Source organism: Ruegeria sp. YTSC192, assembly GCF_059609705.1.
On sequence record NZ_JBXWMG010000016.1, the window covers coordinates 16,393 to 38,448 of the forward strand.

At 59.0% G+C, this 22,056-nt stretch carries 20 protein-coding genes; 13 read left to right on the top strand and 7 right to left on the bottom strand.

Translation table 11 applies throughout. The features are described 5' to 3' along the window. Positions 1 to 83: 83 nt before the first annotated feature. The 5 genes from rpsE (at position 84) to comE (ending at position 2,542) form a co-directional block, all read left to right on the top strand. The gene (rpsE, locus tag AC2FD8_RS18700; protein WP_496858709.1) at positions 84 to 653 is read left to right on the top strand and encodes a 30S ribosomal protein S5; all 570 of its coding nucleotides are present in this window, start codon (positions 84 to 86) and stop codon (positions 651 to 653) included. A 12-nt stretch (positions 654 to 665) separates the two neighbouring features. Next, positions 666 to 854, top strand: a complete 189-nt coding sequence (gene rpmD, locus AC2FD8_RS18705; protein ID WP_008757946.1) for a 50S ribosomal protein L30 — start codon at positions 666 to 668, stop codon at positions 852 to 854. 171 nt (positions 855 to 1,025) lie between these two features. Further along, the gene (locus tag AC2FD8_RS18710; RefSeq protein WP_496858707.1) at positions 1,026 to 1,433 is read left to right on the top strand and encodes a universal stress protein; all 408 of its coding nucleotides are present in this window, start codon (positions 1,026 to 1,028) and stop codon (positions 1,431 to 1,433) included. A gap of 51 nt (positions 1,434 to 1,484) precedes the next feature. Continuing rightward, on the top strand, positions 1,485 to 1,991 hold the full coding sequence (locus tag AC2FD8_RS18715; protein WP_170468582.1) for a sulfopyruvate decarboxylase subunit alpha: 507 nt from the start codon (positions 1,485 to 1,487) through the stop codon (positions 1,989 to 1,991). Next, complete coding sequence (gene comE / locus AC2FD8_RS18720; protein WP_496858705.1) at positions 1,988 to 2,542, top strand: sulfopyruvate decarboxylase subunit beta; 555 nt, start codon at positions 1,988 to 1,990, stop codon at positions 2,540 to 2,542. The genes AC2FD8_RS18715 and comE overlap by 4 nt, the downstream gene beginning before the upstream one ends. Before the next feature lie 69 nt (positions 2,543 to 2,611). On the opposite strand, the gene AC2FD8_RS18725 is transcribed toward comE, so the two are convergent. Then, positions 2,612 to 3,385, bottom strand: a complete 774-nt coding sequence (locus AC2FD8_RS18725) for a FadR/GntR family transcriptional regulator (protein ID WP_496858703.1) — start codon at positions 3,383 to 3,385, stop codon at positions 2,612 to 2,614. A gap of 312 nt (positions 3,386 to 3,697) precedes the next feature. Between AC2FD8_RS18725 and AC2FD8_RS18730 the strand changes: the two genes are divergently transcribed. From AC2FD8_RS18730 to dld, 4 genes are all read left to right on the top strand, one after another. Further along, positions 3,698 to 4,747 (top strand): TRAP transporter substrate-binding protein, encoded by a 1,050-nt coding sequence (locus tag AC2FD8_RS18730; RefSeq protein ID WP_496858701.1) that lies wholly within the window; start codon positions 3,698 to 3,700, stop codon positions 4,745 to 4,747. A gap of 115 nt (positions 4,748 to 4,862) precedes the next feature. After that, positions 4,863 to 6,926 carry a TRAP transporter large permease subunit gene (locus AC2FD8_RS18735; RefSeq protein WP_496858699.1) on the top strand — a complete coding sequence of 688 codons (2,064 nt, stop codon included), beginning with the start codon at positions 4,863 to 4,865 and terminating at the stop codon, positions 6,924 to 6,926. Between the two features lie 12 nt (positions 6,927 to 6,938). Beyond that, positions 6,939 to 8,090 carry an alpha-hydroxy acid oxidase gene (locus AC2FD8_RS18740; RefSeq protein WP_496858696.1) on the top strand — a complete coding sequence of 384 codons (1,152 nt, stop codon included), beginning with the start codon at positions 6,939 to 6,941 and terminating at the stop codon, positions 8,088 to 8,090. A gap of 16 nt (positions 8,091 to 8,106) precedes the next feature. Next, positions 8,107 to 9,798 (top strand): D-lactate dehydrogenase, encoded by a 1,692-nt coding sequence (gene dld / locus AC2FD8_RS18745; protein WP_496858694.1) that lies wholly within the window; start codon positions 8,107 to 8,109, stop codon positions 9,796 to 9,798. A gap of 345 nt (positions 9,799 to 10,143) precedes the next feature. Here the strand turns inward: dld and gph are convergent, their stop codons facing one another. Beyond that, positions 10,144 to 10,818, bottom strand: a complete 675-nt coding sequence (gph, locus tag AC2FD8_RS18750) for a phosphoglycolate phosphatase (protein ID WP_496858692.1) — start codon at positions 10,816 to 10,818, stop codon at positions 10,144 to 10,146. A 219-nt stretch (positions 10,819 to 11,037) separates the two neighbouring features. Between gph and hemP the strand changes: the two genes are divergently transcribed. Both hemP and AC2FD8_RS18760 read left to right on the top strand, forming a co-directional pair. Then, positions 11,038 to 11,205 (top strand): hemin uptake protein HemP, encoded by a 168-nt coding sequence (gene hemP, locus AC2FD8_RS18755; protein WP_496858690.1) that lies wholly within the window; start codon positions 11,038 to 11,040, stop codon positions 11,203 to 11,205. Further along, positions 11,202 to 11,678 (top strand): hypothetical protein, encoded by a 477-nt coding sequence (locus AC2FD8_RS18760; RefSeq protein ID WP_496858688.1) that lies wholly within the window; start codon positions 11,202 to 11,204, stop codon positions 11,676 to 11,678. Before hemP ends, AC2FD8_RS18760 begins: the two co-directional genes overlap by 4 nt. 40 nt (positions 11,679 to 11,718) lie before the next feature. On the opposite strand, the gene AC2FD8_RS18765 is transcribed toward AC2FD8_RS18760, so the two are convergent. The 4 genes from AC2FD8_RS18765 to AC2FD8_RS18780 all read right to left on the bottom strand — a co-directional run bounded on the left by AC2FD8_RS18765 (position 11,719) and on the right by AC2FD8_RS18780 (position 18,708). Continuing rightward, the gene (locus AC2FD8_RS18765; RefSeq protein ID WP_496858686.1) at positions 11,719 to 14,784 is read right to left on the bottom strand and encodes an aminotransferase class III-fold pyridoxal phosphate-dependent enzyme; all 3,066 of its coding nucleotides are present in this window, start codon (positions 14,782 to 14,784) and stop codon (positions 11,719 to 11,721) included. A gap of 101 nt (positions 14,785 to 14,885) precedes the next feature. After that, positions 14,886 to 15,758, bottom strand: a complete 873-nt coding sequence (locus tag AC2FD8_RS18770) for an NAD(P)-dependent oxidoreductase (RefSeq protein ID WP_496858684.1) — start codon at positions 15,756 to 15,758, stop codon at positions 14,886 to 14,888. Between the two features lie 92 nt (positions 15,759 to 15,850). Beyond that, the gene (cueR, locus tag AC2FD8_RS18775; RefSeq protein ID WP_496858682.1) at positions 15,851 to 16,240 is read right to left on the bottom strand and encodes a Cu(I)-responsive transcriptional regulator; all 390 of its coding nucleotides are present in this window, start codon (positions 16,238 to 16,240) and stop codon (positions 15,851 to 15,853) included. Next, the gene (locus tag AC2FD8_RS18780) at positions 16,237 to 18,708 is read right to left on the bottom strand and encodes a heavy metal translocating P-type ATPase (RefSeq protein WP_496858680.1); all 2,472 of its coding nucleotides are present in this window, start codon (positions 18,706 to 18,708) and stop codon (positions 16,237 to 16,239) included. Before AC2FD8_RS18780 ends, cueR begins: the two co-directional genes overlap by 4 nt. Before the next feature lie 411 nt (positions 18,709 to 19,119). Here AC2FD8_RS18780 and AC2FD8_RS18785 point away from each other — a divergent pair, with 411 nt between their 5' ends. Next, positions 19,120 to 19,704, top strand: a complete 585-nt coding sequence (locus AC2FD8_RS18785) for a TetR/AcrR family transcriptional regulator (protein WP_496858678.1) — start codon at positions 19,120 to 19,122, stop codon at positions 19,702 to 19,704. A gap of 80 nt (positions 19,705 to 19,784) precedes the next feature. After that, a complete protein-coding gene (locus AC2FD8_RS18790) occupies positions 19,785 to 20,942 on the top strand; it encodes an acyl-CoA dehydrogenase family protein (RefSeq protein WP_496858676.1) in 1,158 nt (385 codons plus the stop codon). A 156-nt stretch (positions 20,943 to 21,098) separates the two neighbouring features. On the opposite strand, the gene AC2FD8_RS18795 is transcribed toward AC2FD8_RS18790, so the two are convergent. Then, complete coding sequence (locus tag AC2FD8_RS18795) at positions 21,099 to 21,995, bottom strand: LysR substrate-binding domain-containing protein (RefSeq protein WP_496858674.1); 897 nt, start codon at positions 21,993 to 21,995, stop codon at positions 21,099 to 21,101. Between the last annotated feature and the right edge of the window lie 61 nt (positions 21,996 to 22,056).

A 22,056-nucleotide genomic window follows, 5' to 3' on the forward strand; every position in this document is an offset into this window, starting at 1 on the left:
CCGGGGGCCTCGGCAACAGTCGGGGCTCACTTGGATTGCAGAAAACGGCGCCGAGAAGCGCCACATGAGAAAAGGGATGCCAAATGGCAGAACGTGAAAACCGTCGGGGCCGTGGCCGCGACCGTGAAGAAGCACCGGAATTTGCAGATCGTCTGGTCGCAATCAACCGCGTGTCGAAAACCGTAAAAGGTGGTAAGCGCTTTGGCTTCGCCGCTCTGGTGGTTGTCGGCGATCAGAAAGGCCGCGTTGGCTTTGGCAAAGGTAAAGCGAAAGAAGTACCTGAAGCCATCCGTAAGGCGACTGAGCAAGCCAAGCGTCAGATGATCCGCGTGCAACTGCGCGAAGGTCGGACCCTGCACCACGACATCGAAGGCCGTCACGGCGCCGGTAAAGTGGTTATGCGCACTGCACCTGAAGGTACTGGTATCATCGCCGGTGGTCCGATGCGTGCTGTGTTCGAAATGCTGGGCGTCAAGGACGTTGTGTCCAAGTCGCTGGGCTCGCAGAACCCGTACAACATGATCCGCGCAACCATCAACGGCCTGACCAAAGAGCAGAGCCCGCGTTCGGTCGCACAGCGTCGTGGCAAAAAGGTTGCTGACATCCTGCCCAAGCGGGACGAAGCCCCAGCTGCTGCTGAAGCAGAAGCATAAGGAGAGCACGTCATGGCAAAAACCATCGTCGTCAAGCAGATCGGTTCCCCGATCCGTCGTCCAGCCGAACAGCGCGCAACCCTGATCGGTCTGGGCCTGAACAAGATGCACAAAACCCGCGAGTTGGAGGATACTCCTTCGGTTCGCGGCATGGTCAACAAGATCCCGCATCTGGTTGAGATCATCGAAGAGCGCGGTTAATCGCTCTCTGGATAGATTTTCGGAAACGCCTCTGACCTTGGTCAGGGGCGTTTTCTTTTTGCCCGTCTGTATGTTCGTATCGGCTCGTTCGACAGGTTGCTCAACTGTACGCTGGCCTTGATGCCGTTCTGGGTATTATCCTTGGTTCGATAAGGCCGAAAGGAGTTTGACATGTATAAGAAAGTTCTCGTCCCGATGGCGCTGGATCACGATATCTCGCAACACACTCTGGAAGTGGCGCGAGCTTTGGCGCAGGGTGGCGGAGAGATCATCGCGCTGCATGTGTACGAAATGCCCCAAGGCTCGGTCAGTGCTTTTCTGGACAAGGATGTGGTGGCAGAAGGGTTTCGGCGCGCCCGACTGGAACTGTCGCGCAAAGTCGAAGGGCTGGATGGGGTGAGTTGCGAAATCGTAAAGGGCCACACGGGGCGCACGATCATAGATTTTGCGGCGGAGAACGCTGTCGATTGCATCGTTATCGGGTCTCACAAGCCCGATCTCAGCGACTATTTCCTAGGTTCTACCGCCTCGCGCGTGGTGCGTCATGCCCCTTGCGCGGTGCATGTGTACCGCAGGTGATATCCGTCAATCGCGCTCTTGCGCGCCAACAACAGGACTGACAGCCGGAAGATGAATATAGACAAGAAGATCACTGACGATCTGGTGGCGAATGATATTTCGTTCGTGACCACCGTCCCTTGCAAACAACTGGCTGGTGTCATTGATGAGATCGACCAGCGTGAGGGCATCTATCACATCCCTTCGAACAAAGAGGACGAAGGGATGGGCCTGTGTGCAGGCGCCTGGATGGGCGGCAAGCGTCCTGCCATCATCATGCAGAACACAGCGATCGGGGTGACGATCAACACATTGGCGACTTTGATCCAGTATTACCGGATGCCACTGCCGATGCTGATCTCGTATCGCGGTGAGCTGCGCGAGCCGATTGCCTGCCAGGTCGAGATGGCGGTTCACACCAAAGCTTTGCTGGCGCAGCTCAATATCCCGACTTACCATTTCCATCATCAAGCGGATGTGGCCGAGTTGGATGCGATCCTGAAATACACGTTCATGTGCAACAAGCCGGTTGCCATTCTGACCGATGCCAACTTCTGGGGAGGCTATGGCGACCAATGATCCGTTCTGAAATCCTGAAAGAAATCGCTCCGATCCTGCGGGATCAACTGGTGGTTTGTAACATCGGCATTCCCAGCCAAGAACTGCACGCGATTGATGACCAGCCCACGAATTTCTACATGCTGGGCACGATGGGATTAGCCTCATCCATTGGTCTGGGGTTGGCCTTGTCCCAGCCCAAGCCGGTGATCGTGATCGACGGGGACGGGTCCGTTCTGACCAATCTGGGAACGCTACCGACCATCGCAAATAACGTGGCTGACAATTACATTCTGCTGATCGTCGACAATGGCTCATACGGGTCCACCGGGGATCAGCCGACCTATGCGGGATTGAAGACGTCGCTGGCGAAAATGGCGGCTGCGGCTGGGTGTGAGCGCGTGGTAGAATGCGCCGCCGAGGATACGGGCCGTGTGCTGCAAGAGGCGCTGGATGCCCGGCAGATGACCATCATCGTCAGCAAATGCGAAAGCGGCAACGCTAAGATGCCGCCGATCACTATGGACCCCGTGGTGATCCGAGATCGTTTCATGAAGGCCGTACAGGCCTGAACACCTCGTCGGTTTTGCTGAATGCACTGATCAAAGCCGTCCTTTGCGGGCGGCTTTGGCACTAAATGTCTAGCGCGACAGAAGACGCCGTTTCTCGGCCATGACCTCGCGGCGCTGCTGTTCTATCCCCGTCCTGAAGGAACGCTCGACAAAATCGATATGGTCCAGTGCGGCCTGTTCGGCGCGCTTTTCGTCTCCGTCAATCACCGCTTGACCCAGGGCAAGGTGCTGATCCAGTAGCTGTTTGCCCGAACCGTCAATCGATTTCAGGAAGCTGCGATTGTAGAAAACACCTCGCTTGGTCAGTTCGTAGATCGAGGCCATCATATGGATCAAAGTGGCGTTCTGGCTGGCGTCGACGATGGCCGCATGCAGGGCGAAATCCGCCTCGCGTGAGGCTTTGGCATCGTTCGCCTCCCACGCCCGCACGTTCTCGTCGAGGATTTCGGCGATCCTCTCCTTGTCGGCCTTGGTGGACCTGGCGGCCGCCAGACGGGCGGCGAACCCTTCTTGTTCCCGGCGGTATTCCAGGTGGTCGAAGAAGGCAGGCTCGTGCCGTTCATAAAGCGCCAGAAGGGCAGGCAGCATCGCTTGCCCGGTCAGGGCGGCGACAAACGTCCCCTCACCATGCTGGGTGGTGACCAGCCCTCGTTCCTCCAGCACGGCCAGTGCTTCGCGTAGTTTCGGACGCGAGACCCGAAGCATCTCGGCCAGATCACGCTCGGACGGCAGCTTGCGCCCCTGTTTCAGTATGCCCGATGCGATCAGGTCTTCGATCTGCGCCACCACGGCATCGGCCAGCGATTCGTGTCCGACGGGTTCAAAAATCGCCTTGGTGTTCATGGGCTCTACTTAAGAAAGATGCCGAAGTGAGATATATTGGTAAATAAATGTAACCATATTGGTGCGTTTTTCAAGCATTCAGTTCCAGCATGAAAACGCAACTTAACGCTTTCAACAAAATAATAATTTCCAAAATAATGCAGTAATTCATCCAAACTTAGGGCGCCCTGTCAGGGCAATTCCGCAGATCCATTGGTAAATAAAATTATTGACTGAATATCAATGGTAAAGTTAATGAACCACTAGTGCAAACCCGCAAGGGTCTGCGTTTGTGTTTGAGGCAGATGCCCGACCCACCCTGGAGGAGACATTATGAAAAAGACCCTGACGAGCCTTGCCGTAGCCGCCAGCCTGATGGCCGCACCTGCGGTTGCGAAAGATAAGCTGCTGTTGAAAACCCCGATTGCATTCTCGACCGAATTGCCGGGTCTTGGGTCGCCAATCCCACGCGTTGCCGAGCAGTTGGACCTGATATCGGGCGGAACGCTGAAGATGAAGGTGTATGAGCCGGGCAAACTGGTTCCGCCGTTCGAAATTCTGGACGCGGTTTCGACTGGCAAGATCAACTCGGGCTATACCACCGCTGGTTACTGGGCGGGCAAAATCCCGGCTGCCCCGCTGTTCTCGGCCGTTCCTTTCGGCCCTGAGGCGGGCGAATACATGGCGTGGCTCTACTACGGCAACGGCATGACGCTGTACCAAGAGATGTATGATCAGGCGGGCTACAACGTCCACGTGATCCCTTGCGCTGTCATTGCCCCCGAGACCTCGGGCTGGTTCGCGACTGAAATCAACTCACCCGAAGACCTGAGCGGCCTGAAGATGCGTTTCTTCGGTTTGGGCGGCAAGGTGATGCAGAAACTGGGTGTTGCGACCTCGTTGCTGCCCGGCGGTGAGATCTTCCCGGCGCTGGAAAAAGGCGCGATCGACGCGACCGAGTTTTCGATGCCCGCGATCGATGCGCGCTTGGGCTTCCACAAGCTGGTCAAGTTCAACTACTTCCCCGGCTGGCACCAGCAAGCGACAGTGTTCGAGCTGATGATCAACAAAGACGTCTGGGCAGAGACCAGCGAGCAGCACAAGGCGATCATCGAAACCGCTTGTAAGGCTTCGATGGCCGATAGCTTTGCCGAAGGCGAAGCGATCCAGCATGCGGCGCTGATCGACAACGTTGAAAACAACGGCGTCACCCTCAAGCAGTGGTCGCCCGAGATGCTGGATACCTTCCGCAGCACTTGGGAAGAGGTCGCCGCAGAAGAGGCCGCAAATGACGCCTTCTTTGCCAAGGTTCTGGCCGACATGACCGAGTTCCGTGACGGCTACAACCTCTGGAAGACCAACGCCTTCCTCCCACGTCAGTAACTTCCTTACTGACGTCTCTGGGGCAGCGGACACTGCTGCCCCAGTCGATTTCTGATCTTCGGATTTTTCCAAACTTTCACCGCCCTTGCACAGGGCTGCCGGGCGAGGAATGACCATGAGCAATCCCAATACCCCCAAAGATCCGGTTGAGGCCTATGAAGGCATCCTGGAACATCCCGACACCGACCGCCAAAAGATCGCCGTCGCCATTGATGGCAGCGTCAAGGCTGTTGGCCATGTCGTCATGTGGGCAAATGTGCTGCTGATGGCGGCAATCTTCTCGCAGGTCGCTCTGCGCTATCTGTTCAGCCAGAACTACCCCAAGCTGGATGAGATCCAGTGGCACTTCTACGGCATCGTCACGATGATCGGCATCTCATATGCCTTGATCACAGACAGCCACGTGCGCGTCGACGTGTTGCATATGCAGCTGTCCCGGCGGGCGCAGCGGATCATTGAGGTGATCGGCATTCTGACCCTGCTGACCCCGTTCATCTATCTGATGATTGATCAGGGTTATGACTATTTCTACGAAAGCTTCCGCGTCAACGAACGCTCGGACAGCCCCACCGGTCTGCCTGCGCGTTGGGCCTTCAAGTCGGTCATTCCGATCAGCTTTGTTCTGCTGGCGCTGGCCGCTCTGGCGCGGCTCATCCACGACGGGCACGCACTGATCTACGGGCCGGCCTCGGAACGCGAGGGCGCTCCGCTGCGCCGTATCCTGCTGGTGCTGGCTGTGTTCGCCGCCGTCTGTGTGGGCCTGACCTTCCTTGTTGAGACGACCGAGGAAAAGCTGGTCATCGCGATGTTCCTGACCTTCATCGCGCTGCTTTTCACTGGCTATCCGGTGGCTTGGGTGCTGGCCGGTGTGGGCGTCGCTTTCTGCGGTCTAGCCTATCTGTTCGACAACGACCTGATGCTTTGGACCGGGTTGGAGAGCACCTTTACCGGGCTCGATTACTTGACCCTCGGCGCGGTGGTGAACCGGGTCTACGCGACCATGTCGAACGCGGTTCTGGTTGCCCTGCCGATGTTCATTTTCATGGGCCTGATGCTGGACGAATCCGGTGTGGCCGAGCGTCTGATGACCTCGATGCAGCGCCTGTTCGGCACCGTGCGGGGCGGCCTTGCCATCACCGTGACCCTGATCGGGATCATTCTGGCGGCCTCGACTGGCATTATCGGTGCCTCCGTGGTGTTGCTGGGCGTGCTGTCTTTGCCGTCGATGATGCAGCAGAAATATCAGCCGACGCTGGCAGCGGGCGTGGTCTCTGCCTCGGGCACGCTGGGTATCTTGATCCCGCCCTCGATAATGCTGGTGATCATGGCCGACCAGATGGCTCTGTCCGTCGGAGACCTGTTCATGGCCGCCGTCTTTCCCGGTGTGATCATTGGGGGGCTATACCTGACCTACATCTTCATTCTCGCACAGGTGAAGCGTGATGCGGCCCCCGTGCCCGAAGGCGCAAAAGCGCCCGACTGGGATGCTGTCAAAGACGTTCTGATCGCGGTCATTCCAACGCTGCTGCTGATCCTTGCGGTTCTGGGCTCAATCTTTGGAGGTCTGACCACCCCGACCGAGGCTTCTGGCATCGGCGCATTGGGCGCGACGCTGCTGGCGCTGGGATATCGCAAGCTGACCTTCGTGAAACTGTGGAACGTGCTGGTTTCGACCTTCAACACCACCGCCTATATCTTCGCGATCTTCCTTGGCGCGACGGTATTCTCCTATGTGCTGCGGGAACTTGGCGGCGATGAACTGATCGAACATGTGGTCCAATCCACCGGCTTCGGTGCCAATGGCACGATCTTGTTCATCCTGTTCATCGTATTCCTGCTGGGCTTTGTTCTGGACTGGATCGAGATCACCCTGATCGTGCTGCCTCTGATGCGTCCGATCGTGAACGGCTTGGGCATCGACATTCCGGGCTTCGGAGTGCTGGATGAACCCGCGCTGGTCTGGTTCGTGATCTTGGTGGCGGTGACGCTGCAAACCAGCTTCCTGACCCCGCCGGTTGGCTTCGCGCTTTTCTATCTGAAAGGCGTCTGCCCGCCCGAGATCAAGCTGATGCATATCTACAAAGGCATCATCCCCTTTGTGCTGCTACAACTGACCGGATTGGCGCTTGTCTTCCTATGGCCGACACTCGCCACCTGGCTGCCCTCTGTGGCGTACTAAGGAGATCACGCTATGCGTCTCAAGCATTGTCACAACTTTCACGACTTCCGGCAGTTGGCCAAGCGCCGCCTGCCGGGGCCGATCTTCAACTATATCGACGGCGGCGCAGATGATGAGGTGACCTATCGCCAGAACACAGCTGCTTTCGACCGCTGCGATCTGCTGCCCTCCGTGTTGCGCGGGGTGAAGGACGTGGACATGTCTGTCACCGTGATGGGCCAAAAGCTGGACATGCCGTTCTACTGCTCGCCCACCGCTCTGCAGCGGCTGTTCCACCATCAAGGTGAACGGGCCGTCGCCGCCGCAGCCGAAAAATATGGCACCATGTTCGGAGTGTCCTCGCTGGGCACCGTCTCGCTTGAAGAACTGCGCAAGAAACACAAGAACCCGCAGGTCTATCAGTTCTATTTCCACAAGGATCGCGGCCTGAATTCGGCGATGATGCAGCGCGCGAAAGAGGCCGGGGTCGAGGTCATGATGCTGACGGTCGACAGCATCACCGGCGGCAACCGCGAGCGTGACCTGCGCACCGGTTTCTCGATCCCATTCCGCCTGACACTGGGCGGCATGATCCAGTTTGCGATCAAGCCGATGTGGGGGATCAACTATGTCACCCACGAAAAATTCCGCCTGCCGCAATTGGACGCGCATGTGGATATGGGTGGCGGTGCCAGCTCGATCGGCGGCTATTTCACCGAGATGTTGGACCCGTCGATGAATTGGGATGACGTCGCGCAGATGGTGCGCGATTGGGGTGGTCAGTTCTGCCTCAAGGGGATCATGACCGTCGAAGATGCCAAACGCGCGGCCGAGATTGGCTGTACCGGGATCATTCTATCGAACCATGGCGGGCGGCAGCTGGATGGCTCACGCACGCCGTTTGATCAACTGGCCGAGATCGTAGATGCGGTTGGCGACAAGCTGGACGTGATCATGGACAGCGGCATTCAACGCGGTACTCATGTGCTGAAGGCGCTTTCGATCGGCGCGAAAGCGGTCGGTGTTGGACGTCAGTACCTGTATCCTCTGGCCGCCGCTGGTCAGCCGGGTGTCGAACGCGCGCTGGGCCTCATGCGGGCCGAGATCGAGCGCGACATGAAGCTGATGGGCGTGACCAGAATCGACCAACTGAGCCGCGAGAATATCCGTTTCCGCGCCGCATAAAGACACGAGGGATGCCATGACCAATGACGCGTTGATTGAACATTTCCGCTCTGTCGTTGGCGCGCGGCATGTCCTGACTGGTGAACGCGCGACGGAACGGTTCCGGCGCGGTTTCCGCTCGGGCGAGGGCGAGGCGCTGTGCGTCATCCAGCCCGGCAGCCTTCTGGAACAGTGGAAGATCCTGCAGGCGTGCGTTGCAGCCGACAAGATCGTCATTATGCAGGCGGCCAACACCGGCCTGACCGAGGGCTCGACCCCCTCGGGCAGCTATGACCGGGACGTGGTACTGATCAACACGCGCCGCATGGACACTCTGGTGCCACTGAACAATGGTGAGCAGATCGTCAGCTTTCCCGGTGCCACCCTGTTTGCGCTGGAAAAACTGTTGGCGCCACTGGGGCGAGAGCCGCACTCGGTGATCGGGTCCTCGTGCATCGGCGCGTCGATTGTGGGCGGGGTCTGCAACAACTCGGGCGGGTCGCTAGTGGAACGAGGCCCCGTTTACACCGAGCTTTCGGTTCACGCGCGGATATCCGAGCAGGGTGAGCTGGAGCTGGTCAACCATCTTGGAATTGATCTGGGCGACACGCCGGAACAGATTCTGGCAAATCTCGATGCAGGCACGTTCGACCGGAACCCGGGGGCCACGAACAAGCGCGCCTCGGCCAGTGACTACGCGCAGATCGTGCGCGATGTGGACGCCGAAACGCCTGCGCGGTTCAACGCGGACAAGGCAAAGCTGTTCGAATCCGCTGGCTCGGCTGGCAAGCTGGCCGTCTTTGCCGTGCGGCTTGATACGTTTCCCAAGAACGAGGTCGAGAAGGTCTTTTACATCGGGACAAACAACCCGGATGATCTGGCCGCCCTGCGTCGCCATATCCTGTCGGAATTCAAGTCGCTGCCTGTGTCCGCCGAATATATGCAGCGCGAGGTCTTCGACATCACGGCGCGATACGGCAAGGATACGGTCGTGATGATCGACAAGCTGGGCACCGACCGGTTGCCGATGTTCTTTGCGCTCAAAGGTGCAGTCGATGCCCGCCTGCGCCGAATTCCGTTCCTGCGCAACTTTACCGACCGCTTCATGCAGATGGCGATCTTGCTCTGGCCGCGTGTCTTGCCGAAACGGATGGTCGAGTTTCGCGACCGCTACGAACACCATCTGATCCTGAAGATGAAGAATGAAGGGATTTCCGAGGCTGCCGAATGGCTGCCCACTTTCCTGAAAGATCGGGACGGCGATGCTTTCGAATGCACCCCGCGCGAGGCCAAGATCGCAGGGTTGCATCGCTTTGCCGCCGCCGGGGCTGCCGTCAGGTACATGGCGCTGCATGGCAATGAGGTGGAAGACATCATTGCGCTTGATGTGGCCTTGCGGCGCAATGATCAGGACTGGCTTGAGACGCTCCCGCCCGAGATTGAGGATCAACTGGTCCACAAGCTCTACTACGGTCATTTCATGTGCCACGTGATGCATCAGGACTACGTGGTCAAAAAAGGCGCTGACCCAAAGGCTTTGAAAGCCGCGATGTTGGAGTCGTTCGACACACGCGGCGCGGAATACCCTGCCGAACACAATGTGGGGCACCTGTACAAGGCCAAGCCCGATCTGGCCGCGCATTACAAATGCTGTGATCCGACCAACTCTTTCAATCCGGGGGTCGGCAAGATGTCCAAAGCGCGGAACTACGCGGACCCTGAACAATAGGCGCTGGCGCAGATTTCGCCCCCTTATTTGTAAAGGGCCTGCGCCCTGTCACGGTGCGGTGCCGTTGTATGCCGTTTGTTGGCCAAGTCCCGAAATCAGTGCGTCCGTTCCACGTGGTCAGGGGGCTGATCGCCCCGCAAACCTGATCTAAAGCGCAGGTTTTACTACGACGCTGAGGCAAAAAAAATCGATCCTACGGGAAACCCCCAATTTCGCCACCCATCACGTCCGGTTAGACAAAGGGCAACAGCTGGCCTTACAGGGCCACACAGAGTTTCCCCGATGAGGGGCTGGTCATACCCCCTCGGCCGGCCCCTCAATAAATTTCAGGGTACGCGCTGAGGCTTATTTCAGCTGATCAGACATCTGCACAATTTGCGCGACCAGGGGCGGAATCTCCTCCGCCGTGTCATAAGCAATGTCGTGCGGAATTTCTGTCACGGGCGACTTCCGATAGCCTTGCGTGAACAGGAGAAAGGGGATCCTGGCGCGCTGGGCTGTTTCGGCGTCCACCTCGCTGTCACCCACGAAAACACGCGACCCATGAGCTGGCAATGCGTCGAAGCTTGCAAATAGATGCTGAGGGTCGGGCTTTCTTGTGGTCAGGCTATCGCCACCCAGAACCGCATCGAAATACTGCGACAGGTCCAGTACATCGAGAATATGCCGGGCAGGGGCCTCGGGCTTGTTGGTGCAGACGCCCAGTATGTGCCCCTGCGATTGCAGGCTGGCCAACGCCTGAGGAATGCCGGGATAGGGCACCGTCGTCTTGCTGGCCTCCGCCGTGTAATGCGCGAGCGTCACTTTCGTCAGCTCGTCATGACGATCCAGAGGCAGCTCGCAGTGCCGGATCATCCGTTCGACCAGCTGGGGCAGACCGTTGCCGACGAATCGCCCGATCACTTCGCGTGGCAGAGGGGGCAGGTCGAGATCGCTCAGGGTCTGGTTCGCGGCTGCAACGATGTCGCCCAGGCTGTCGACCAGAGTTCCGTCCAGATCAAATACAATTGCCGCGCCCATTGTGACCTCAGTGTTTTGCCTATGCGTTCAGGCCTAACCCGCCCGCCAAGAAGGCGCAACACGGCATCTTTCTGCAAGCGCAAATGCGTGACTTGACAATCCTTACTAAAATAATCAGAATAAAGAGAGAAGCCGCCAGCCACCCCGGACTCGGGTCAGCCAGGTCATTGAGAAAGCGAACAGATCAGGCCCATGCCTGAGATACCCCGGAGTTGTCAAATGAACGCGCAGACCCCTATCGCCACCCAGTCCTTTGCCGTATCCATTCTGCCTTCGCACAAGGCCGAAGAGCTGACCAAAGGCGGCAATCTCGCCCATATTGAACTGGGTGATCAGCTTTACACGCTGCGTATCACCCGTGCCGGCAAGCTGATCCTGACAAAATGAGCAGCCCGTCGTCTCGGGGCGGCGCAGCGGTTGGCCGTCTGACGGACCTTGCCCCAATCGAAGCAGGCGCGGTGATGTATCTGCGCCTCTGGAGCGAAGGCGCGAGAGGCCGCGCAGACGCTGCCAATGATTTCGACCTCGCCCTGGGCGCGGATCAAGGGCGTGCCGCGATGCTGACCTTGGATCGGCTGTGTTCGCTTTGCGCCAGTCATGGCCGTCGCCCATTGATCCGGCATGGATTGGGATGTGCCTGTCTGGGCGCGGATGAGAACTGTTTTGCCCAGATGATTGCGGCCGCATCGGAAGGCGCGCGCGAAGATGCGATGATGATGGCCTCATTGATCGTGCGCCCGGACTTTGCGCCCGCTCTTGCCTCTCTGTCAGAAGAGCTGGGGATGGCCTTGCGCCGCATGACAGCCGCTGTTCCAATGCCGACAACCGGTCATCAGACCCCCTCGGCCGTGTTGCATTGATCAGCGAATGAAGCCCCGGCGGTTGCGCCGGGGTTGCTACTTAGCAGCAGCCACATCCCGCGTGATGGTGATCGTGGTCGCAAACCGGGGCAGGGGTATAGTCGCCGACACCTTTTAGGACATCCCGCAGCGCCCATAGGATCATGTCCACATCCTCGGCCTCGATGGTCAGAGGTGGGCGGATTTTCAGGATGTTGTCTTTCGGGCCTTCACTGCCGATCAGAATACGATGATCGCGCATCCGGTTCTTCACAAAGCTGCAGATCTCGGTCCCTTCCGAGCCATCCGGATTGATCAATTCGACCCCCAGAAACAGGCCCATCCCGCGCACGTCCCCAATGCAGCCGAACTCGGATTCGATCTGCCGCAGACCCGCCATCAGACGGTCGCCCATGGCGCGAGCATTGTCCTGCAGGCCTTCGTCATCGACGATGTCCAGAACCTCTTTCCCGATGCGACAGGACAGGGTGGACCCGCCGAAGGTCGAGAAGAACTCGATCCCGTTGTCAAAGCTCCGGGCGATTTCCTTGGTTGTGACCAACACGCCCAGCGGATGACCGTTGCCGATTGGTTTGCCCATGACGACGATATCGGGCAGGGCGCCTTGGTGTTCGAAACCGAAATAGTATTCGCCCAGCCGTCCAAGTCCGGTCTGAACTTCATCCGCGATACAGACACCACCAGCCGCTCGGATTTTCTCATACACCGCAGGCAGATACCCCTTGGGCGGGATGATCTGCCCACCGACCGAGGGGAAGGTCTCGGCGATGAATCCGGCCACGCCCTGACCTTTCTCTTCCAGAGCAGCAATCGCCGGGTCCACGAGATCTGCGTATTTTTGCGCGCGGTCAGCGTCGTCACGTTTGAACGAGCCACGGTAGTCATCCGCCACCTCAACCAGTTCGACCCAATCGGCCTGACCAACCCCGCCGGGCTTGTTGAACTTATAGGCCGAGATCGCCACAGCCGCGTTGGTATTGCCGTGATAGCCGTGATCGGGCGTCACGATCCCCTTGGCGCCGGTGTGCGCTCGGGCCAGACGCAGGGCCAATTCGTTGGCTTCGGTGCCTGAATTGACGAAAAAGCAGACCTCAAAGTGATCCGGCAGCTTCGACAGCACCTTGTCGGCGAACGCGGTCTGCGCCGGGTGCAGATATCGGGTGTTCGAGTTCATCCGCTTCAACTGATCCGCCGCAACGGCCTGAATGCGTGGGTGTGCGTGGCCAACATGCGGGACGTTGTTATAGGCGTCCAGATAGGGGCGGCCCCACTCGTCGAACAGGTGGTGTTTCCAGCCGCGCACCAACATGACCGGGTCATTGTAGGTCAGGCTCAGATTGCCGCCGAAATGGTCGTGCCGCCCTTGCAGAACGGATTGCTTGTCCGTCGGCTGGTAGCAAACCTTGTCATCAGCGAGGTTCAGCATGGCCGCCGGGTTTGGACAGACCGCGTTCCACAGCTCCAACTCATCGGGATCGGCGACGCCGGGCCAGTCGGCCTCCATGCCGTCGGTTGTCAGGGCAAGCTGGAAATGCACATGCGGGGCCCATCCGCCGTTTTGCGAAGCATCCCCAAGCCGCACAAAGGCAGCGCCCTGCGCAACTGGATCGCCCGGTTTCAGACGATCGCAAACCTCTGGGTCCAGATGACCGTAGAGCGTATAGAACGGATCCCCTTCGGGCGTTTCATGATGCAGGATCACCACGCCACCATAGTCCAGATGGCTGTCGCGGTTCTCGACCACTTCGACCCGGCCGCTCATCGGGGCGTGCAAAACGGTGCCAGCAGGGGCGAAGACATCTACGGCCAGATGCACCGTGCGCCGGTCCGAGGCTTTCCACGGCCCCTTGCGGAACCCGGGCTCGGCATAGATCAGGCGGGGTTCGTTGTAGTAGCCCAGCCACAGTCCTTCACCGAATTCCTCACCCACCCGCGCGGCTTCTTCGAGCGGCATGTGGAACGGGTTCTGCGGCCAGGTGGAGTTCTCAACAGAAAGAGACCCCATCGGCACATTGCTCAGGTCCTGGCCAAACATCTCGGCAAAGTGGCCGCGATGGTCGGAGAGGTAAGCGTGAATGCGCTCGGCCCCATCGACCACCGGCAAGCCGCAGGCACAGCGCAAGCGGGCGGACATCAGGCCGCCATTGACGGCCTCATTCTCAAGGAACCGCCAGGCCGGGGCCTGACTGATGGTCACGTAAGGATCATCGGGGTTTTCCGCCGCCATCAGGGTCGAGTTCACCACGGACACCGCGAGCCGCATGCGCAAAAGGGGCCAGATCAGATCAACTTCTTCAGCGCTCAGTCGATTAGCGGCATGATAGCCTTGGACCAGAGCGGTCAGCGCGCGTTCTGGTTTCGGGTGATCCAGAACGATATAGGCCCCGGCAATGGCGACCTCGCATACACGCGGCGCGGTACACATGTCGCCCAGGTCGATCAGGCCGGATACGGCGCGGCGTTCACTTAGCTCACCTTCGACGAGAATGTTGTAGTCATTGGCGTCGTTGTGAATGGCTTGCGTGGGAAGGCTTTGCAGCGTCTGCAAGATCGCGGAGAATCTTTGAACGATCTCTTCCAACAGCGTGCGGCGGGCCGGGTCGCTGACCGCGTCTAGTTGATCCGCAATCCAACCGCCTTGCATCAGGTCCCATTTGAAATCGTCCCGCTGCAGGCTGTCATGCGCAAACCCGGCCAAAGCGCGATCTGTCGCGCCAAGAACGCGTCCGAGCTTCAGGATCAAGTCTTCGGATTTCGGCTCAACCTTGGCGTAGCACTGACCCGGAAGGCGTTCCAACAACCAAGCCAGGCGTGGTTGACCGTCCTGATCTTCGATCTCGGGCAGGACAGCACCATCCAGCGAGGGGAATACCTTGGGGAAGGGCAGGCCCGGAGCCTCGGTCCCGATATGTTTGAGAGCCTTGATTTGAAGGTCGACGAACTCTGGCTCGCACCCGGCGCGCATGACTTTCAGAACATAGTCCTGTCCGTTCTTCGCTTCGACCAGAAAGTTCAGGTCATACTCTCCGTCCAGCCGTGTCAGACGGGCGTCGAGCCCCCAATACTTGCGCAGGGCATCTGCCCAGAAATCACTCATGTCTTTCATTCTCATCCCTATCCGCCGCGCAACGCGGATCTCTTCATCTGGCCAAAAAAACCTTCGGGGGTGAATTGGCCCACAGGGCCAAGAGGGGGCAGACAGCCCCCTTAATCCAACGCCCGCAACCGCTTGATCAGCGACGAGGTATCCCACCGTCCACCGCCAAGTTTTTGCACATCTTTGTAGAATTGATCGACCAGCGCGGTGACAGGTAAAGATGCGCCCGTTTCGTTTGCCGTATCCAGACAGATACCCAGATCCTTGCGCATCCAGTCGACCGCAAAGCCGTGGTCAAAATGGTCGTCCAGCATGGTCTCGTACCGGTTTGCCATCTGCCAGCTGCCCGCCGCGCCCTGGCTGATCACCTCAACAACCGCGCGCCCGTCCAGACCGGCCTTTTCGGCAAAATGCAGCGCTTCGCTGAGGCCCTGAACCAGACCGGCGATGGCGATCTGGTTGCACATCTTGGTCATCTGACCGGCCCCGCTGTCGCCAATCCGGCGGCAGATTTTCGAGTAGACCTGCATCACAGGTTCAGCCGCATCAAACACCATCTGATCGCCGCCGCACATGATCGACAGCACGCCATTCTCGGCCCCCGCTTGACCGCCCGAGATCGGCGCGTCAACAAAAGAGATCCCTCGCCCTTTGGCCGCCTCGTAAAGCTCACGCGTCACCTTGGCCGAGACGGTCGTATGGTCGACAAAGATTGCGCCTTCCGACATTCCGGCAAAGGCACCATCCGCGCCAGCGCAAACCATCCTTAGGTCGTCATCATTGCCGACACAGGCCATGACAAACTCGGCCCCCTCTGCAGCACCCTTTGGGGTCGCGGCCATTGCTCCGCCATGTTCAGCCACCCAGGCCTCGGCCTTGGAGGCGGTCCGGTTAAAAACGGTGACCTGATGACCTGCGGCCTGAAGGTGCCCGGCCATGGGATAGCCCATGACACCCAAACCAAGAAACGCGACTTTTGCCATGGGATGATCCTCTCCGCTGACCGGTACTCAAGTGGCGTACCGGAATGTCTGGCACTGACAAAGCAAAGCCTGCGCGAAAGGGCAACCCCGCGTTAGCCGTTCCCGCCCAGATCCTTCAGGATCGGGCAGTCCGGGCGGTCATCTCCGGCGCAGGCCTCGACCAGATGGCTCAGCGTGTCGCGCATCGCCTTTAGGTCGGCGATCTTTGCATCGATCTGCGCCAGATGATCCCGCGCAACTTGCTTTACATCGGCGCTCGCCCGGCTTTCATCTTCATAGAGCGCCAGCAACGTGCGGCAGTCTTCGATGGTAAACCCCAAGGCGCGGGCGCGGCCCAGAAAGGTCAGCTTGTGGATGTCCTGTTCGCGAAACCGGCGATAGCCATTGTCATCGCGTAAAGGTTTGATCAGCGCGATGTCCTCATAGTAGCGGATCGTTTTCGCAGGCAGGCCGGTGCGGGTTGAGACATCACCGATATTCATGCGTGGGCTTCCTTCGCGGTATTCTGGGCGCCTTCGGCGACGTGGGGGCGGACCCATCGCAGACGCAGCGCATTGGTGACGACAAAGACGCTGGACAGGGCCATCGCGCCCGCTGCAAGCACCGGGGACAGCAAAGGCCCACCAAACGGGTACAGCACTCCGGCTGCCACCGGGATCAGCAATGTGTTGTAGCCAAACGCCCATCCAAGGTTCTGGCGGATGTTGCGCATGGTCCGGTGGCTGATGTCGATGGCGTTCACCACGCCGCGCAGATCGCCGGACATCAAAACCACATCGGCGGCCTCGATCGCGACATCCGTTCCGGTGCCGATGGCGATGCCGACATCAGCCGCCGCCAGTGCAGGCGCGTCGTTTATCCCATCGCCCACAAAGGCCAGCGCGCCGAATTCGCGGCCCAATCCCTCAAGCGTTTTCTGTTTGTCACCGGGCAGCAGGTCGGCGGCCACGTGATCAAGGCCCAACCTGTCGGCCAGTGCGTGCGCCGTTTGCGCGTTGTCCCCTGTCACCATGGCAAGCGTCAGGCCCAATTCATGTAACCTTGCAAGTGCCTCGGCCGTGCCCGGCTTCACAGGGTCCGAGACGGCAAGACTCGCCGCCGCCACCCCATCAATGGCCAGAAATAGAGGAGTCGCCCCCTGCGCGGCCCGTGCATCGGCGTCCGGTTTCAGATCCGAAATATCCACGCCTTTCTGATGCATCAGCTTGTATGAGCCAATCAGCAGATCATGCCCCTCTGCACGGCCCTGAAGGCCAAGACCGGTGAGGGACTGAACCTGAGAAACCTCGGGCAGATCAGAAGGCCCGGCGCGGGTGATCGCAGTAGCAATAGGGTGTTCCGAGCGCGCCTCGATCGCGGCGGCCAGTCGTAGGACTTGATCCCGCTCAAAGCCGTTGGTGGTTGTCACGTGGTCAAGTTCGGGGCGCCCAAGCGTCAGCGTGCCGGTTTTGTCGAAGGCGATCACCTTGGTCTGCTGCAAATGTTGCAGCGCGTCGCCTTTGCGGAACAAAACACCCAGTTCCGCCGCTCGGCCTGTTCCCACCATGATCGAGGTCGGCGTGGCCAGACCCATGGCGCAGGGGCAGGCGATGATCAGGACCGATACCCCGGCCACCAAAGCCAGCGGCAGCGACGGAGAAGGCCCGAAGATCAGCCATGCAAGGATGGTCAAAGCCGCAACCAGCATCACCGCAGGAACAAAGCGGTAGGTCAGCTGGTCGACCAGGCTTTGGATGGGAAGCTTGGCCCCCTGCGCCTGTTCCACCATCGCGATGACCCGGGCCAGAACCGTATCCGCCCCAACATGCGTTGCTTGAACACGCAACGCGCCGGTTCCGTTCACAGTGCCGCCCACCACCGGGTCGCCAGCGGATTTTCCAACCGGTACGGGCTCCCCGGTGATCATGCTTTCATCGACGTAAGAGGTTCCGTCGAGGATATCTCCATCCACCGGAACCCGTTCTCCGGGGCGGATTTGCAGTACGTCGCCCACTGTTATTTCTGCAATGGGGCGATCCTCGGTCACGCCATTTCGCTCAACGCGCGCGGTTTTTGGCTGAAGCCCGATCAGCGCGCGGATGGCCGCGCCGGTTTTGCCCTTGGCGCGCGCCTCCATCATGCGGCCTAAAAGGATCAGCACAATGATCACGGCCGCGGCCTCGAAATACACATTCGCCGCGCCCTGCGGCAGCAGTCCGGGCGCGAAGGTCGACACAATAGAGAACAGATAGGCCGCCCCCGTCCCCAAAGCGACCAGAGCGTTCATATCCGGCATCCCGCGCAGCAAGGATGGAATGCCCTTGGCGTAAAACACGCGACCCGGACCAACCAGAAGGGCCGTGGTCAGGGCAAACTGGATCAGATAACTGGTCTGCTGCCCGAGGGTTGCGTGAATCCAATGGTGGAATGCGGGGAACATATGCCCGCCCATCTCCAGAACAAATACGGGTAGGGCCAAAATGGCGGCCAGCACTGTCGCGCGTTTCAGGTCCCGCGCCTCATCCGGCGTGTCATCGGACCGCGTTTCCGACCCCGGAGAGGTCTTGAGCTGCGCGGGAAATCCAAGCTGAGTTGTGATCTGTGCCAGTGCCTGCGGCGTGGTCGCGCCTTCGACATAGGTGATCGATGCGCTTTGGTTGGCAAGATTCACACTGGCCTCAAGAACGCCGGGGCTGGCTTGCAGGGTGCGTTCGATCTTGGCCACGCAGGACGCGCAATTCATCCCGTTGATCTGCAGGGCGGTCTGATGCGTGGCTGCCGGGTAGCCCGCGGCCTCCAAAGCATCATTGAGGGCCGAGATCGGGCCGTCAAACGTGACCTGAGCCGTTTTGGTTGCAAAATTGACCGAGGCATCCTGCACACCGGGAACAGCCTGCAAAGCAGCCTCGGCGCGTCCAACGCATGAGGCACAGTTCATGCCTGTAATCTTTAGTTGAGTGCCCTGGGTCATGCGACTCATCCTGACAGAAATCTTGCCACCCACATGGGGGTTCCAGTGACGGGAAGGTCAAGAGGGCAACGCGATATTTGTGAATATTCAGCGGTCCTTGGGCTGAAAAAAGCCTTCCGGCAAGGATTGCCGACCCCGCCTTTGCCACGCTCTGCAGTGCTGCCGCCGACGGGATCGCTACATATCGCGGGCTAACAAGGCTGGTGTGACGTTTCTTCGTCAGTTCCCAGAGTGAACGTATCGGCAACCCTTTTCAACAGGGTCCGGTCCGCTATGGTTTTGCAAGGAAAAACGTTTCAAAACCGTGAAGAGGTATTGAGGCACGAGGTTCGTGATGCGCCGCAAGGTGTGGGGGCTGCAACGAAAGCGGGACAGAGACATGCACAGATCAAAACATTCGGGTATTTGCTGATGCGTCCAAACAAACGCGATGAACTGGTGCGCAAGGCGATGGAGGTCTTCTATCGTGACGGATTTCACGCGACTGGCATGGATAAGCTGGTGGTGGAAACGGGTGTGTCCAAGACCTCGATGTACAAACACTTCCGCACCAAAGAAGATCTGATCCTAGCCATTCTGCGCCTGCGGGATGAGAGTTTTCGCAACCGGATTATGCGGCGGGTTGAGCAGCTGGCAGACACGCCAGCCGGGCAATTGATTGCCATTTTTGATGCGCTGAAAGAATGGTTCGAAGAGGATGATTTTCGTGGATGCATGTTCCTGAAAGCAGCGGCCGAATATCAGGACGCCAACCATCCGATTCATGTGCAGGCAGCCGAGCATAAACGGGCTATGTTGGATTATCTGACCTTATTGGCGCGCCAATCCGGCGCGCATCAGCCAGAGCTTCTGGCCCGTCAGATTGTTTTGCTACAAGAGGGAGCGATCGTCTCTGCTGTTCTACTGAAAAACGGCAATCCTGCAGAAGACGCCAAGGTCGCCGCGCAATTGCTGCTGGATGCCGCCCTGACCCGAAAGAACGCTGCGTTGCATTGACGGAACGCGGCGTTACGTGGATTGGCCTGTCTGCGGTGCCGCGATAGCCTTTCAGGCAACACCTGATCGGAGAATACCACATGTCGCTTTTTACCTCGACCGCAGCCTGGGTCACAGACGAACACCGGATGTTTGCCGAAATGGCGGGGCGGTTTTTGGATGATGAACTGGTCCCCAATGCGGAAATATGGGCCGCGAATGGCATCGTAGACCGTGCATTCTGGCACAAAACCGGGGAAACAGGTCTGATGGCCGGTGCAATCCCGGAGGAATACGGCGGCGTCGGTGGGGGCATGGGGTTCGACTCGGTCACACTGTACGAACAGTCGGCGCGTGGAGATGCCGGATGGGGATACGGTATCCAGTCGATCGTGACGCACTATATCACGGCCTATGGCAGCGAAGACCAAAAGCAACGCTGGTTGCCCAAGCTGGCTTCGGGTGAGATGGTCGGAGCCTTGGCCATGACCGAACCGGGCACGGGCTCGGACGTGCAGGCGGTGCGGACGTCGGCTGAGAAGGACGGCAATTCCTATCGCCTGAACGGGTCGAAGATTTTCATCACCAACGGTCAGAGCGCGGATCTGATCATCGTTGCCGCCAAGACGGACAAGACGCTGGGTGCCAAAGGGGTCTCTCTGATCGCGGTCGAGACGGACGGGGCCGAGGGTTTTCGCCGCGGGCGCAACCTCCAGAAGCTGGGCATGAAGGGCAATGACACCGCCGAGCTGTTCTTTGAAGATGTCAAAGTGCCGATGACCAACCTGCTTGGTGCGGAAGAGGGACAGGGGTTCTACCAGTTGATGAAACAGCTTCCGTGGGAGCGTTTGACCATCGGTATCATGGCGCTGGGTGCGATTGATTTCGCCATATCTGAGACTGTGAAATACGTGCAGGAGCGCAAGGCTTTTGGTCAGCGGGTCATGGATTTCCAGAACACACGGTTCAAACTGGCCGAGTGCAAAACCAAGGCGGAAGTGCTGCGCAGTTTCGTGAATGATTGCATTGGAAAACTGGAGGCGGGAGAATTGGATGCTGCCACCGCATCCATGGTCAAATACTGGGGGTCCGAGGTCCAGAACGAGATCATGCACGAATGCTTGCAGCTTTTTGGCGGCTATGGCTTCATGATGGAGTACCCAATTGCCCGCCTTTATGCCGACGCACGCGTGCAAATGATCTATGGCGGCACCAATGAGGTCATGAAGGAACTCATTGCACGCTCGATAGACGTCTGAGGCCCTCCCGCCCGTCGTCGAGGTTCCTGTCGGAACATCTCCTCCCGTTGGGCCGGGCAGGCGCGGGCGCAGCCCGCGCCTGCCCGGCCCCCTGCCGTCCGCAGGACGCAAGGCCGTAGGCCGCGCAGTATTTCGGTTGGGGGCCTGTTCAGACCTCTAAGTGATCTCCGGGGTCAGCTGCCGATCGAGCCATGCCCGGAATGACTTCAACGGTTCAGACTCGATCCTGTTCCTGGGCCATACCAGATAGTACGCGCCCAAGCTGACCTCGGGCCCGTCCCAAGCCAAGGCGAGGCGGCCGGTTTTGAAGTGCTCCTCGACGAGATAGCTGGGAAATAAACCGACACCCAAGCCATGGATCGTAGCCTGTATCATCGTTGAAAACTGATCGAACAGCATCCCGCGCGAGCCGCTAACCGAATGACCCTGAGCAGTAAACCAGCGTTCCCATCCGTCGGGGCGCGTTTCCATGTGCAAAAGAGGCGCCTTTTCCAGCCAGTCGATTTGATCACTCTGGTCGGGTAAAAGATCAGGTGCGCAGACGGGCACGACATACTCTGTCATGATCTTTAGGTAGTTCACGCCGCTCCAGTTCTGGCGGCCAAAGTGAAAACCCGCGTCGAAGGACTCGGTCTCGAAATCGAAAGGTCGCAGCCTTGTGTTCAGGTTGACTGTCACCTCAGGGTGATTGCGGGCGAAGTCCTGAAGGCGCGGGGCCAGCCAGTGCATTCCGAATGCCGGCAGAATGGACAGATTGAGGGAGCCGCCGGTCGGGTTTGCCTTCAGTTTCAGCGAGGCCTGCGCCAATTGGTGCAGGGCCGTGCGGGCCGTCTGAACATACTCTTGCGCGGCCGGGGTCAGGTGCAGCCGCATCTGGGTGCGTTGGATCAGTTCGATGCCCAACTGCTCCTCCATCGTTTTCAGCTGGCGGCTGATGGCGCTTTGGGTCAGCGACAGCTCCTCGGCTGCGGCGGACGCGCTGCCCAACCTGTCTACGGCCTCAAGCGCGAGGAGGGATGAAATTGACGGAAGAAAGCGGCGGGGCGCGATCATATTACATTTCCTCATACCTTTGAGTTTGATTATCACTGGCTTTTTCCCGACACCAGTCGGA

Excerpts from the sequence above, each read along its gene's own strand:
- AC2FD8_RS18740 (WP_496858696.1), top strand. The coding sequence starts at position 6,939 with ATGCGTCTCAAGCATTGTCACAACTTTCACGACTTCCGGCAGTTGGCC.
- AC2FD8_RS18765 (WP_496858686.1), bottom strand. The coding sequence starts at position 14,784 with ATGAAAGACATGAGTGATTTCTGGGCAGATGCCCTGCGCAAGTATTGG.
- AC2FD8_RS18785 (WP_496858678.1), top strand. The coding sequence starts at position 19,120 with ATGCGTCCAAACAAACGCGATGAACTGGTGCGCAAGGCGATGGAGGTC.
- AC2FD8_RS18715 (WP_170468582.1), top strand. The coding sequence starts at position 1,485 with ATGAATATAGACAAGAAGATCACTGACGATCTGGTGGCGAATGATATT.
- comE (WP_496858705.1), top strand. The coding sequence starts at position 1,988 with ATGATCCGTTCTGAAATCCTGAAAGAAATCGCTCCGATCCTGCGGGAT.
- AC2FD8_RS18770 (WP_496858684.1), bottom strand. The coding sequence starts at position 15,758 with ATGGCAAAAGTCGCGTTTCTTGGTTTGGGTGTCATGGGCTATCCCATG.
- AC2FD8_RS18725 (WP_496858703.1), bottom strand. The coding sequence starts at position 3,385 with ATGAACACCAAGGCGATTTTTGAACCCGTCGGACACGAATCGCTGGCC.
- cueR (WP_496858682.1), bottom strand. The coding sequence starts at position 16,240 with ATGAATATCGGTGATGTCTCAACCCGCACCGGCCTGCCTGCGAAAACG.
- rpmD (WP_008757946.1), top strand. The coding sequence starts at position 666 with ATGGCAAAAACCATCGTCGTCAAGCAGATCGGTTCCCCGATCCGTCGT.
- AC2FD8_RS18735 (WP_496858699.1), top strand. The coding sequence starts at position 4,863 with ATGAGCAATCCCAATACCCCCAAAGATCCGGTTGAGGCCTATGAAGGC.
- hemP (WP_496858690.1), top strand. The coding sequence starts at position 11,038 with ATGAACGCGCAGACCCCTATCGCCACCCAGTCCTTTGCCGTATCCATT.
- AC2FD8_RS18795 (WP_496858674.1), bottom strand. The coding sequence starts at position 21,995 with ATGATCGCGCCCCGCCGCTTTCTTCCGTCAATTTCATCCCTCCTCGCG.
- AC2FD8_RS18730 (WP_496858701.1), top strand. The coding sequence starts at position 3,698 with ATGAAAAAGACCCTGACGAGCCTTGCCGTAGCCGCCAGCCTGATGGCC.
- AC2FD8_RS18790 (WP_496858676.1), top strand. The coding sequence starts at position 19,785 with ATGTCGCTTTTTACCTCGACCGCAGCCTGGGTCACAGACGAACACCGG.
- AC2FD8_RS18780 (WP_496858680.1), bottom strand. The coding sequence starts at position 18,708 with ATGACCCAGGGCACTCAACTAAAGATTACAGGCATGAACTGTGCCTCA.
- AC2FD8_RS18710 (WP_496858707.1), top strand. The coding sequence starts at position 1,026 with ATGTATAAGAAAGTTCTCGTCCCGATGGCGCTGGATCACGATATCTCG.
- AC2FD8_RS18760 (WP_496858688.1), top strand. The coding sequence starts at position 11,202 with ATGAGCAGCCCGTCGTCTCGGGGCGGCGCAGCGGTTGGCCGTCTGACG.
- rpsE (WP_496858709.1), top strand. The coding sequence starts at position 84 with ATGGCAGAACGTGAAAACCGTCGGGGCCGTGGCCGCGACCGTGAAGAA.
- gph (WP_496858692.1), bottom strand. The coding sequence starts at position 10,818 with ATGGGCGCGGCAATTGTATTTGATCTGGACGGAACTCTGGTCGACAGC.
- dld (WP_496858694.1), top strand. The coding sequence starts at position 8,107 with ATGACCAATGACGCGTTGATTGAACATTTCCGCTCTGTCGTTGGCGCG.